The sequence below is a fragment of the Dyadobacter bucti genome (assembly GCF_005869225.1).
Classification (GTDB): domain Bacteria; phylum Bacteroidota; class Bacteroidia; order Cytophagales; family Spirosomataceae; genus Dyadobacter; species Dyadobacter bucti.
In genome coordinates this window covers 840,212-853,107 of sequence record NZ_SWFP01000003.1, presented here as the reverse complement: position 1 = coordinate 853,107, position 12,896 = coordinate 840,212, and the positions used below count along the sequence as shown (strand labels likewise).

13 protein-coding genes are annotated in these 12,896 nt (G+C 45.8%); 8 read left to right on the top strand and 5 right to left on the bottom strand.

The features are described from left to right. Positions 1-5 precede the first annotated feature (5 nt). The 5 genes from FBF61_RS13615 (at position 6) to FBF61_RS13595 (ending at position 3,527) form a co-directional block, all read left to right on the top strand. The gene (locus FBF61_RS13615; protein WP_138477931.1) at positions 6-602 is read left to right on the top strand and encodes a nucleotidyltransferase family protein; all 597 of its coding nucleotides are present in this window, start codon (positions 6-8) and stop codon (positions 600-602) included. A gap of 105 nt (positions 603-707) precedes the next feature. Then, positions 708-1,541, top strand: a complete 834-nt coding sequence (locus FBF61_RS13610; RefSeq protein WP_138477929.1) for an ABC transporter ATP-binding protein — start codon at positions 708-710, stop codon at positions 1,539-1,541. Between the two features lie 102 nt (positions 1,542-1,643). Then, a complete protein-coding gene (locus FBF61_RS13605) occupies positions 1,644-2,453 on the top strand; it encodes a hypothetical protein (RefSeq protein ID WP_138477927.1) in 810 nt (269 codons plus the stop codon). Between the two features lie 10 nt (positions 2,454-2,463). After that, the gene (locus FBF61_RS13600) at positions 2,464-2,844 is read left to right on the top strand and encodes a GntR family transcriptional regulator (protein ID WP_138477925.1); all 381 of its coding nucleotides are present in this window, start codon (positions 2,464-2,466) and stop codon (positions 2,842-2,844) included. Between the two features lie 11 nt (positions 2,845-2,855). Beyond that, complete coding sequence (locus FBF61_RS13595) at positions 2,856-3,527, top strand: GIN domain-containing protein (protein WP_138477923.1); 672 nt, start codon at positions 2,856-2,858, stop codon at positions 3,525-3,527. Between the two features lie 39 nt (positions 3,528-3,566). Here the strand turns inward: FBF61_RS13595 and FBF61_RS13590 are convergent, their stop codons facing one another. From FBF61_RS13590 to gnd, 5 genes are all read right to left on the bottom strand, one after another. Continuing rightward, entirely contained in the window at positions 3,567-4,397 is an 831-nt protein-coding gene (locus tag FBF61_RS13590) for a prohibitin family protein (protein ID WP_138477921.1), read from the bottom strand. A 5-nt stretch (positions 4,398-4,402) separates the two neighbouring features. Continuing rightward, the gene (locus FBF61_RS34635) at positions 4,403-4,579 is read right to left on the bottom strand and encodes a hypothetical protein (protein WP_166444513.1); all 177 of its coding nucleotides are present in this window, start codon (positions 4,577-4,579) and stop codon (positions 4,403-4,405) included. A gap of 186 nt (positions 4,580-4,765) precedes the next feature. After that, positions 4,766-5,491, bottom strand: a complete 726-nt coding sequence (pgl, locus tag FBF61_RS13585) for a 6-phosphogluconolactonase (protein WP_138477919.1) — start codon at positions 5,489-5,491, stop codon at positions 4,766-4,768. Positions 5,492-5,494: 3 nt separating this feature from the next. Beyond that, positions 5,495-7,003 carry a glucose-6-phosphate dehydrogenase gene (zwf, locus tag FBF61_RS13580; RefSeq protein WP_138477917.1) on the bottom strand — a complete coding sequence of 503 codons (1,509 nt, stop codon included), beginning with the start codon at positions 7,001-7,003 and terminating at the stop codon, positions 5,495-5,497. Between the two features lie 12 nt (positions 7,004-7,015). Beyond that, positions 7,016-8,431, bottom strand: a complete 1,416-nt coding sequence (gene gnd / locus FBF61_RS13575; RefSeq protein ID WP_138477915.1) for an NADP-dependent phosphogluconate dehydrogenase — start codon at positions 8,429-8,431, stop codon at positions 7,016-7,018. 436 nt (positions 8,432-8,867) lie between these two features. Here gnd and FBF61_RS13570 point away from each other — a divergent pair, with 436 nt between their 5' ends. The 3 genes from FBF61_RS13570 (at position 8,868) to FBF61_RS13560 (ending at position 12,847) form a co-directional block, all read left to right on the top strand. Next, entirely contained in the window at positions 8,868-10,199 is a 1,332-nt protein-coding gene (locus tag FBF61_RS13570; protein ID WP_138477913.1) for a hypothetical protein, read from the top strand. Positions 10,200-10,389: 190 nt separating this feature from the next. After that, positions 10,390-12,159, top strand: coding sequence for a TrkH family potassium uptake protein (locus FBF61_RS13565; RefSeq protein ID WP_138477911.1), 1,770 nt, complete (start codon positions 10,390-10,392; stop codon positions 12,157-12,159). Between the two features lie 10 nt (positions 12,160-12,169). Continuing rightward, a complete protein-coding gene (locus tag FBF61_RS13560; protein ID WP_138477909.1) occupies positions 12,170-12,847 on the top strand; it encodes a potassium channel family protein in 678 nt (225 codons plus the stop codon). Positions 12,848-12,896 lie beyond the last annotated feature (49 nt).

Genomic DNA, 12,896 nt, shown 5'->3' with positions numbered 1-12,896 from the left:
CCTGCATGTATGGAATTATCATTCTCGCCGCCGGTAATTCTTCCCGCCTCGGCGAGCCCAAGCAGTTGCTTCGCTACGAAAATAAAACCCTGATTTGCCGGATCGCCGAAGCTGCCGCAAACGTAGCTGATGTGACGCTCGTAGTCGTAACCGGATCCGATGCCGGTAAGATAACCACCGAGCTGGAATCAGTGACTTATTCTCCTGCCCACAATCCCGACTGGCCCACCGGCATGGCTTCATCAGTCCGTTCCGGGCTTTTAAAGTTACTTTCGGTGAACCCTGAGGTGGAATCGGTCATTCTGGCGGTCAGTGACCAACCCTTTGTCACGACTACGCTGTTTGAAATGTTGATCAGCAGGGCAAAGGAAGCTGATTCTGGTATTGTGGCCAGCGCATATGCTGATACCCTGGGAACTCCTGTTCTTTTTAAGAAAAAATATTTTGACGCACTTCTCAGCCTTACCGGAGCCGAGGGTGCAAAAAAATTACTGAAGAAATTCGAAAATGACGTATCCAGCGTCCCTTTCCCCTACGGCGCCATCGACATTGATACAAAGCAGGATTACCAAAAACTCCTGAATAACAGCTCCAAATCCTGACGAAAGTTAATTTCACGGATATTTTTTTCTCCGCTGCTTGTATTTACAATTTCTTCATTTAGTTTTGTAGTGTACTATTTAACTAGAACACTAAACTACTTAACTATGATCCATCTCGACCGCGTCTCTTTTGGATACAGTAAAAACAAGAAATTATTTGAAAACCTGACTTTAAAGCTGGACTCGGGACACATTTACGGTCTGCTGGGAAAAAATGGCGCCGGCAAGTCGAGTTTGCTGCGGAATATCGCCGGGCTGCTTTTTCCTGACAGCGGTAGTATTGATGTAGCTGGCCACGAGCCCAGGCAACGCAAACCGGCTTTTCTGCAAAATCTGTTTTTTATCCCGGAAGAAATTCATCTTCCGTCGGTGACGGTTGAGAAGTATTTGGATACCCTGGCCCCTTTTTATCCGCAGTTCGACGAAACGCAGTTTCGCAGCCATATCGCGGAATTTGACATACCTGAAGGTAACAAGCTCACAGGCATGTCTTATGGTCAGAAAAAGAAGGTTTTGATCGCATTTGCACTCGCTACCAACACCAAGGTGCTGATCATGGACGAGCCTACCAACGGACTGGATATTCCTTCAAAAAGCCAGTTCAGAAAACTGGTTTCCTCTTCTCTCCAGGCAGACCGCACAATACTGATCTCCACACATCAGGTTCGGGATCTTGACAATCTGATCGATTCGATCATTATTCTGGAAGACAGCAACATACTGATACAGCACAGCCTCGACGTCGTCTCGGAGCGGCTTTGCTTCGGTGTTTTACCAAGTATCGAATTTGACCAGAGGGTTATTTATTCGGAGCCGTCTTTGAGAGGCTACAATGCAGTATTTGAAAATTTGACCCGGCAGGAAAGTCGTGTAGACCTGGAACAATTGTTCAACGCAGTGATAGAAAACCCGGCACGGATCAAAGTTATTTTTCAATAATGTCATGAAACAACTGCTCATACTCTTCCTGATTGTGCTCATTTTGCTCATACACTACCTGAATCCTTCCATTATCCCGGCCCAACTTTTAAAGATCACATTATGAACCAGACATTTGATATTCACCGTTTTGCACTGATCCTGAAACTGGATGTGGCAGAAAAAGGCAGAAATCTGCTATTGCTTGCTGCATTGTTGATTACGTCCCTGCTGCTCATGCTGCTGCCGATCACCATGTCCAAGGAACCGAGCGGTTTGCGGGAGGCACTGCATTATATGGCACTTTTTATGGTCATGATTTTCGGCACGACCTTCTATTCCAGTTACGCTCTTACGCAATACTCTGCCCCTTCATCATGTATTGCGGCACTGATGGTACCTGCGTCAAAAGTGGAAAAGTTTTTGAGCGCAATGTTCCTGAACTTTGTATTTATCATCCCGTTCCTGTTTTTCTTTATCAAACTGCATCACGTCACCATCGACATCGGCAACTCCATGATCCCTGCTGGCGGCTACAAATACAGCTACATATCAGATGATGTATTTGCCTATTTTCTCTATTGCTACTTCATTTTGCATGCTGTTGTGTTCCTGGGGTCTATTTTTTTTACAAAAGCATCTTATATCAAAACTGCCGTATTTGTCCTGATTATTACATTAATCGCGGTTTTTGGAAACCTGGCCATAGCGAACCTGATCACAGGTTACCCCGAAAAGATTGTAGCTTTTCCTATGACAGGCTGGAAAATATGGGATAACAGTGACATGTTCATGATCAGGGATGGTCACACCAAGTTTTATCAGATCCTGCATCCCGACAATGCTGTGTTCGCCTTCCGGGTATTCGCGGCCTTGCTCGCGCTGAGCTTTTGGTATATAGCCTATGTAAGACTGAGAGAAAAAGAAATTTAATTGACTATCAATGGAATTTAAAGACAAACAATCGATATATCTTCAGATCGCTGATTATATCTGTGAACAGATCCTGCTCGGCAAATGGCCGCCGGGCGAGCGTATCCCCTCGGTACGCGACCTGGCCGGTATGCTCGAAGTCAACCCTAATACCGTCATGCGTACCTACGATTTTCTTCAGAATAAAGAGATCATTTTTAATAAAAGGGGCATAGGCTATTCATCCGGTGAAAATGCGAATGAAAAAATCCTGGCTTTCAGGAAGGAACGTTTTCTCGACAGTGAGCTGCCGGAATTTTTCAGGACTTTGTACCTGCTCAATGTCAGTATGGAGGATCTTCAGACCCGGTACAACAAATTTATTGCCGAAACCTATCCTGTAACCAACTAACCTGCAAAACAATGAAGACAAGTAATATTTTACTGATCGCGGTATTCTCTGTGGTGTTGCTGGCGCTGCTTGGGTCAAACCTCGTACTGAAGGCGGAATACGAAAAAATCGACAAGAATGATCCCTTATACGGATTTCGGACAGAAGCTGTTCAGCCATTTAAACATATCAGGCTGGAAGGAAAAGCGTTTGGGCTTACAGAGATACATCCTGGGAAAACCTTTGAAATTTCGGCGACGCCTGAAAAGAGGCTCCTCGATTGGAAAGTAACGGGTGATACATTGGTTTTTACCTACAAAAGGGATTGGGAGCTCTTTGGGCCGTTTACGGAAGACAATCTGAGTATAGCCCCGACTATCTACATTTCTGCGCCTGAGATCAAAGGCATAACCTCTCAAAATGTACCGTTCAAGATAAAAAATTGGAAAAGCGGTGAAATGACCGTCAGGCAGGAAGGTGGCGCATTACTGTTCAGCGATAACAGTATTGACAACCTCAGAACGCAGGTATCGTCGGGCGGAGTATTGGTATTGAAGTCAAAAAATACCTTTGGCGATGCAGAAGTTCAGGTTCGCGACAGCAGCAGTATCAAAATTGAGAACGATAATTTCAAATCACTGAAAGCGAGTGTGGACAGCTCTGCGCACATCAATATACCGGGCAGTATGTTCCGTAGTATGTAAATAAAACGGCCCGGAGACTGCCGGGCCGTTTTACAAATCTTATTTTATCCCCAACATCAGGCTCGCTCCTCCTGCGTTGGTGGTGGGCAGTACCCCATTCCACTTCGCTACCCATTCCTGCTGGATCAGCAGCGGTGTTAAAGTTTTCTGACGTAGCTGATTGGCTTCCGCCTCAGCCCGTGCCTTGATCAACGTAGCTTTCGCCTGACCTTCGGCTTTTGCCACGAGAACTTTTGCTTCGGCTTCGGCTTGTTTGGCCATATTTTCGGCTTTCAACCTGGCCTGGATCGAAGTGTTTTTTTCATCGATCATCTGACGCAAAGAAGGCGGCGGTGTAATGGCGGAAGTCAGTTGATCATAGATAAAACCGTCTTTGCCCAATGTTTTCGTCAGAACATTCTGCACCCGGTCTTCAAAAACCTCCCGGTTGGACATTACACTGTCAGAGGTAAATGAGTTGGCTACAATCCGGTAAGCATCGTAAATCGTGTTTTTCATAAAACCCTGCTGAATTTCGCCCAATGGTCTGCGGTATTGCCGGTAAATCTGGGGCACCTTGTCTGGATTGATGTGGTAATTCAGCTTTGGGTCTACCTTAAACTCGGCAGCATCTTTGGTAGTGATCACAAACGAATCGTAATCCACACTTTGCGTGAATGTCGGAAATTCGATGATCTTGGTAGTCCAGCTGTTATACCAAACCCGGCCCGTCACCAGGGTAATATTGTCAACACCCTTATCGGTTCCATACAGGTTTATCTTGATCCCAACGTTACCTGCATCGATGTTTTCGAAATTAAACGGCTGTACAAGAAGCAGGAAAAATGAAACAACAACAATGACAATCGTGTAAATAATATTTCTTTTCATGCGCTTTACAGTTTAGATTTTAGTTGATTAAAAATGGCCCTGAATTCTTGAAAGAGGAAATAAATTGAAATACCCACAATAGCAAGTCCACCGAAAACCAGCAGGTCCGACCGGGAATTGACAAGGTGCAGAGAATAAGTGATCGCAACGATCACTGCGATAATCCTAAGAATGTGTATCATGTTTTTAGCAAAATTTGTTTAAGTAAATTTAACATTCCGGGGAAGGCAGCTATCATTATATTTATCAAAAGGCTCGTAGTAGTTTCTAACCGACGAAAACTGCTTATAAAAGAAAAGAGCGCCCCCGGCGGAGACGCTCTTTAACACTTATCTTATCTTATCTTATCTTATCTTATCTTATCTTATCTATACATTCAATAAAGCAGCAGCAGCTTCATCCACAAACCACAGTAACTGACCTTTTGAAGGATCGATGATCTGAGAAGGATACAGATCAAGATTCTTTTCCCCTTCCAGTACATGCTTCAAAGTTTCGGCCTTGCCACTTCCTGCCGCCAGGAAAACAACAGCTGCCGAGTGATTAACCACCGGGGCCGTCAAAGTGATGCGATACATATCCTGCGCAGGCAGAAAAAACGAAGTAACCCATTTCTCTTTCTCATGAATTACCTCAGTGCCGGGAAATAAAGACAAAGTATGGCCATCGTCTCCCATGCCTAGCAGTACCAAATCAAAAGTGGTTTCCGATCCATGAAAATACGTCCTCAGTGTTTTTTCATATTCCGCAGATGATTCTTCCGGAGTAATATCGGTACGCATCACATGAATGTTTTTTGCCAGAATAGGCACTTTGTTCAGCAGCTCATCATAGCACATTCTTGCATTGTTCCTGGAATCTTCAAACGGTACTGCCCTTTCATCGCCCCAGAAAAAATGGACACGGTCCCAGGCAATCGATTCATGATAAGGAGATTCAGCGAGCAATGCGTACAATTGCTTCGGAGTGCTCCCGCCCGACAATACAAATGTAAAACGGTCCTGCTTGGTCAATACCTCCCCGATATAACTCCCGATCCAGTCTGCCAGCTCCCGGCTCAACTGTCCGGCATCTTTTGCTATGTGAATTTCCATGGATTAAAGTACCGGTGGTAAATTGATCCAGGTATGTCCGTCGCGCGCGATTAGTGCATCCGCGTCGTCAGGCCCCCACGAATCCGGCGCATAATTAGGAAAATCCTGCGGAACTCTCGCCTCCCATGTTTCCAGGATCGGCATAATCACTTTCCACGCAGCATCTACCTGATCATTACGCATAAACAAGGTCGCATCACCTTCCATAACGTCCAATAGTAGTGTTTCATAAGCTTCCGGTGCATGCTCTCCGGCTACGGCATCGTAGTCAAACGTCATGTCCACAGGATCCAGCGTCATAGTCTGGCCGGGACGTTTGGCCTGGAAACGGATACTGATATCCATATTAGGCTGAATACTGATCGTCAGCCTGTTGGATCTCCATGTTTCAGCAGCTTCCGACGGGAATGCATAATGCGGCGCAGGTTTGAACTGCAGCGTGATATGGGTCGCTTTCTGGTTCAGGTATTTTCCGGTACGCACATAAAAAGGAACGCCCTGCCATCTCCAGTTATCAATATAAAACTTAGCGGCCGCGAAAGTGTCGATATTGGAATGCGGATTAACGCCTTCTTCTTCCCTGTACCCCACTACTTTTTCACCCTTTTTCCAGCCTCCGGAATATTGCCCGCGAACAGCATAATCGTGTACCTGCTCTTTGGTGATCCGGCGGATGGCATTCAGTACGTCCACTTTTTTATTGCGGATTTCATTGGCATCAAAAGATACCGGCGGCTCCATCGCGATCATACACAGGATCTGAAGAATATGGTTTTGCACCATGTCCCTCAAAGCACCGGCATGCTCGAAATAGCCTCCCCGGCCTTCCAGACCTACGCTTTCCGCAGCAGTAATTTGAATATGGTCAATGTAATGACGGTTCCAGAGCGGTTCAAAAAGTGCATTCGCGAAACGCAACGCCAATATATTCTGAACTGTTTCTTTCCCCAAATAATGGTCGATCCTGAAAATCTGCTCCTCGGAGAACATGCCCGACAAAAGCTCGTTCAGCTCATGTGCACTTTTCAAATCATGCCCAAATGGTTTTTCTACCACAATTCTGGTGCTGCTTTTTTCCGAACAGATTTTCAATGCGCCCAGCTTCTGCGCGATCGAAGGCACAAGCTGAGGAGCTACTGCCAGGTAAAAAATCACGTTCGGGTGAACACCCCACTCATCTTCTTTTTGTTTGACGAGATCCGTGATCAGATGATACGCCGCAGCGTCGTCGCCATCCATCTGCAGATATGTTACATGCTCGCTGAATTCTGTCCAGTGACCATTCTGCTTGCCCTTACGGCGGGAAAATTTAGTCACCCCATCCAGCAAATGATCACGGTATTTATCGTTTGAATAAGCGCTCCGGCCAATACCGGCAATGGTGAACTTCTCCGGCATCCAGTTGTCAAGAAACAAATTATATAGCGCAGGAGTAAGTTTTCTGTAATTCAAGTCCCCGCTTCCGCCGAAAATAAAGAGTACGGAGGCAGGAGGACGTTTATTGGTTTGCATAAAATTTCTGATTTATTGTTGACCCCATTCAGTATGAAAAGTACCGGGGATATCGATACGTTGATAAGTATGTGCGCCAAAGTAATCGCGCTGCGCCTGGATCAGGTTGGTCGGCATCCGCTCGGAACGATACGCGTCAAAATAAGCCAGTGACGACATAAAGCCCGCTGCGGTGATACCCGATTTTGCAGCAAACGCAACCAATGAACGCGCATTGCTTTCCACTGATTTAACGAGCGAGGCTACGTCTTGGTTCAGCAATATGTTGGACAATACCGGGGTTTCCTTGTATGCTTTGGTAAAAACCTCCAATAAAGAGGAACGAATAATACAACCGCCTCTCCACACACTTACCACTTCCGGCAGAGGAATATCCATGCTCAGGTCATTAGATGCCTGATACAACATCGCCAGGCCTTGTGCATAGCTCAGGATCGTGGCCAGATAAAGTGCGTCGTGTACTTGCTGTATAAGTTCTTCTTTGGAAACCGAACTTACTTCGTCTTCATTTTTGTAAAGAGCAGCTGCTTTCACACGTTCATCCTTATACCCGGACAACGTACGCATCGCCACTGCAGTATCGATCACAGGCACCGCCACCGGCAATTCCATCGAATCCTGGGAGGTCCATTTACCGGTACCTTTGGATCCGGCTTTATCTGAAATGACATCGACAAGATGTGCATCCGATTTGTCGTCTTTCTGAAGGAAAATATCAGCAGTGATCTCAACCAGGAACGACTGCAACTTACCTTCGTTCCAGCTTTTGAATACTTCATGCAGCTCCTGATTGCTCAAACCGCCATGCTTCAATATCGCATAAGATTCGCTGATCAGCTGCATAATCGCATATTCGATGCCATTATGCACCATTTTCACATAATGTCCGGCGCCTTCCTTACCCAGATATGCAACGCAGGGATCTCCGTTGACTTTGGCAGCAATAGCTTCCAGCATCGGCTGCACCAGCTGATAAGCAGCCTGGTCGCCGCCCGGCATAATACTAGGACCTGTACGGGCTCCCTGCTCTCCTCCCGAAACCCCTATCCCCATGAAATGGATTTCCTTTTCGCGAAGATATTTGACACGACGCAGCGTGTCGGTATAGTGAGAATTTCCTCCGTCGATAACCACGTCGCCTTTTTCAAGCAAAGGCAATAACGAAGCGATCACATCGTCCACCGGCTGACCCGCGGGCACCAGCATCATAACCTTGCGGGGCCTTTGAAGCAGCTGAACCATTTGAGCAAGGTCCGGCACGCCTTTCACCGTAGTTCCTGGTGTTGCCGACGCTTCCAGTGCGGAATTTTTTGCTACATCCTTGTCAAAACCAATAACAGAGAATCCGTGATCAGCCATATTAAGCAACAGGTTCCTACCCATTACCCCAAGTCCGATCATTCCAAAATCGAATACATTATCTGACATAATTTATACATCGTTATTAAAGAAGCTACAATATTAGGTTTTAAACAGGAATATACCCTAACGAATTCCTATTTACGAAGATTTTTGTCCCCTTAAGAACGCCCTCATCCCGCCCGTTGCGCACTTTCACATTACATTCATTCAAAGAGCAGCCAACAGGCCACAACAACTCGCCGCTTTGGGAACTGTTTACCGGAAGATAGACGGCTGAATGTGTTTCCCGCCCTCACAGCGTCTCCATTTAATTAAATACTGATGCAAAAAAAGTATCAGCGTTGAACAAAAATTGAGTTGGCCTTCCCCCAGATGTGGAGATCGGGCCAGCTATTCTCTTTTGTGGAAGAGGAATGTAAATGTCTTCCCTTAAAAATACGCTGGACAACTGGTCATTCCCGATTATACAACCAAAGTATTGTCAATTAACAGATACAACCGAATGAAACACTTACAATCGCTACTCATGATCCAGCTGATCGCTATATCGGTGGGTTTTGCACAAACATCATCGTTCTTAACAGCTGCCGACCTTGCGTTTCTGGAAGGAATGACTAAAGACGTACTGGAAGCTTCACGTATCTATCCCGATCAGTTTATTTCAAAAGAATTCGGTGCCAACAAAACGGGAGCAACTTTAATACGGCCCGGCGGACGAAACGCCTATCCGTCTTTCTGGATCAGGGATTATGCCATGTCCCTGGAAACCGGGCTTATCCCGAAAAAAGAACAGCTGCACATGCTTATGCTGACGGCGTCGACACAATGCGACCAGGCCTGGGTCACCAAAAAGGGCAGCCTGGTTCCTTTCGGAGCTATTGCCGACCATGTTAGGATCGACGACAGCAAACCCATTTACTTCCCTGGCACATATAGCTATGAAGGCCAGGGAACTCCGGAGTTCGGGACACTCCCACCTTATTGCGACCAGTTCTATTTCGTGCACATGGCCTATTATTATGTAAAACACACCGGGGATTACAAAATATTGTTGAAAGAAGTGAATGGCTTCCGGTTGATCGATCGGCTGAAAACTTCGTTTCATGTTCCTCCTTCCGACGTCACAAATCACATTGTTTATGCTACGGAAGCAATGAGAGGAGTTGATTTTGGTTTCAGGGATGCTCAAGCCATTACAGGCAACCTATCCTTTCCCTCTATTCTGAAGTACCGGGCCGCAACAGAATTATCAGAAATGCTGCAACTGATAAAAAGTGGTGAATCAAAAAAATACCAGCAGATCGCCTCCAAAATAAAGGAAACCCTGCCGGGACTATTCCTGGACGAAAGAGGTATGCTGCTCGCCTCCACGGGAAAAAGCAAACAGGCCGACGTCTGGGCGACGGCTCTGGCGGTGTACATGGGCTTGCTCGAAGGTGAAAATCTAAACAAAGCTTCCAGCATACTTGCCAACGCCTATAAATCCGGAACGCTGAGCTATAGAGGTAATATCAGACATATACTGACCACCGACGACTACAATGAAAAAACGGCTTGGGAAGTTTCTCTTTCTGCTAAAAACACCTACCAGAACGGAGCATACTGGGGGACACCCACCGGCTGGGTTTGTTTTGCGATCAACAAAGTCGACCCGCAGTCGGCAATGACACTGGCCAATGAATACATCGAAGATCTTAAAACGAATGATTACAGAAAAGGCGGCAACTTCGGGGCGCCTTACGAATGTTTCAACAAACAAACTTACACCCAAAATCCGATTTATCTCACCACTGTGGCTTGTCCGTTGGTGGCGTTCAGGAAAATGATAAAGTAAAGCGGCTAAAAAGTGAGCTACCTATCAAAAAATCACTCCTGCCGATTAGTTCCGGCTGCTAAATAACCTGAACAATTGGAGTACATTGGCGTGGTTTCAGCGGTGCGGCAGAAAAAGCAGGGTAAAGACCCCGCCTGTCATACTTCTTAACTCAGAGTCAAAAACGTAGAGTAACGGAAATAGAAGCTGAATGGATGAAAAAATAAGAAACTTTCGGAAGTTACTCGATTACCTGCTGCTGGCCATGAGCATCATTTGCTCTTTGGTGGTTATTTTTCATTTGGGCTATAACAAGAACCCGGAGATCGGGCAGCTCACCAATCGCATACTTGAATGGTGTTTTCTTTTTTTCGCCCTGGCTTTGGCCGCAAAGACGTTTACCGCAGCCAAGAGCAAGTCTTCTGTTATTTCACGGGTAGTGGAGGCACTGCTTCTTTTTTATTTTCTTGCCGTTATCATCGCAGACAGCTATTATTTCTCAGCAAAGGACGGCACCGAGCTTGTAAAGCCCGAATGGATGTACTTGGGCATTTTTGCCATATTGATCATAGAAGTTTCCAAGCAGACACTGTTTTTCGATAAATTCTATTTTAATCCGACGCTGCTTTTCGTCCTGAGTTTTCTGGCGCTGATACTAATTGGCACTGCGCTGCTGCTGCTACCTAAAACAACTCATCACCAGCAACTTAGTTTCGTAGACGCACTTTTTCTCGCGACAAGCGCAGTTTGTATAACTGGTCTGTCGGTCGTCGACGTTGCTTCCGAATTTACGCGGTTCGGGCAGACGATCCTGCTTGTACTCGTGCAGATCGGCGGGTTAGGGATCATGACTTTTACAGGCTTTTTCGGCTATTTTTTCTCCGGCGGTTTTTCGTATAAGAACCAGTTGATGTTTACCGAGCTGATTGGTGAGAATAAAGTAAGTTCAGTGATTTCTACCTTATATAAAATTATCCTGATCACCTTCTTTTTCGAGATACTGGGAGGTGTTTTTATCTATCTGAGCCTGGACCCGGAACACTTTGAAAGTCGTGCAGAGCACATTTATTTCACTGTTTTTCACGCAATAACTGCCTTCTGCAATGCTGGTTTCTCCACTTTACCCGATGGATTGAATAATACAGCTGTCCGGTTTAATTATCACCTGCATCTTTCCATCATTGTGCTGTATGTAATGGGCGGGCTCGGTTTTGGGATTATTTTTAATTCGTATGAATTTATCCGGCGCTGGGCTTTTAATTTTTATCACAAGATCAGGTATGGCAGGCATTTTTTGCACAGGGCACGCGTGATCGCCTTTAACTCAAAAATAATAGCCTATACCAGCTTTTTCCTGGTGCTTTTTGGATTGGTCCTGGTTTTCATTTTGGAATTTAACCACACGCTTCTGGCGCATGAAAGTTATTATGGCAAGCTTGTTACCGCTTTATTCATTGGCACGTCGCCTCGTTCGGCAGGGTTTAACACCATTGTAATGACCGAACTGGCCTTTCCCACAATCATGCTGATCTTTCTGCTGATGTGGATCGGTGCCGCGCCCGGTTCGACCGGAGGGGGTATCAAAGTAACCACATTTGCGCTTGCCACCCTCAATATTCTAACGCTGGCCAGGGGAAAAGACAGGATAGAAGTTTTTGGAAGAAAGATTTCCGACGATTCTGTTTCCAGGGCGTTGGGCATTATTTCATTGTCCCTTATTTTTTTGGGTGCCGCTATATTCATGCTGTCCGTCACAGATCCCGATAAAAATCTGCTGTCACTGGCATTCGAAACGTTTTCAGCTTACAGTACTACCGGGCTGAGCCTTGGCGTCACCCCCGAATTGAGCAATGCAGGCCGATTGGTAATCATTTTAACTATGTTTGTCGGCCGGGTCGGCTCGCTTACGTTACTGGTAGCATTTATCCGAAAAGCAAAACCAACAGACTATCAGCTTCCCGGTGAGCAAATGAATTTTTAAATCGATTGACATGAAATACATCATATTTGGATTGGGAAGTTTTGGAAAATCCCTTGCCATCCGCTTGACTGAACTTGGGCACGAAACGATCGGCGTGGATAACAATATGCAGAAAGTGCAGCAACTTAAAGAGCGTATTACGCACACAGTTTGCATGGACTGTACAGATAGGAATGCGGTAAGCTCGCTTCCTCTTAAAGATGTAGACTCGGTGATTGTAGCGATAGGTGAAAACGAAGGAGCATCCCTGCTGGCTACGGCACTTCTCAAACAGCTGGGTGTGAAAAAGATCATCGGCCGGGTCGTATCGGATCTTCAGAAAACAGTTCTGGAAGCGATGCAAATAGAAGAGTACATTCTTCCTGAAGAAGAGTCGGCGGAAAGGCTCGCTATCCGTCTGGACAATTCCGGTATCGTTGATTCCTTTAAAATCTCGGAAAAATACAGTATAATCGAAACCCGTGTCCCGGCCCGTTATGTGGGAATGACGCTTGCAGAGGCCGATTTAACCAACCGGTATAACGTGATCGTACTGACGGTGCTGACGTTATCGAAAGGATCTGAAAACGGGCTTGCCAAGATCTTTAAAAGAGCGTCAGGTATAGCCACACCCAACACGGTTATGCATGAAAACGAAGTTTTAGTCCTTTTCGGAGAACTGGGTGATATCGAAAAGCTGATGCATTGATGCTGACATCTATCCAAGATGCCTACTTTCTAATTGAATAAAGTAAAAA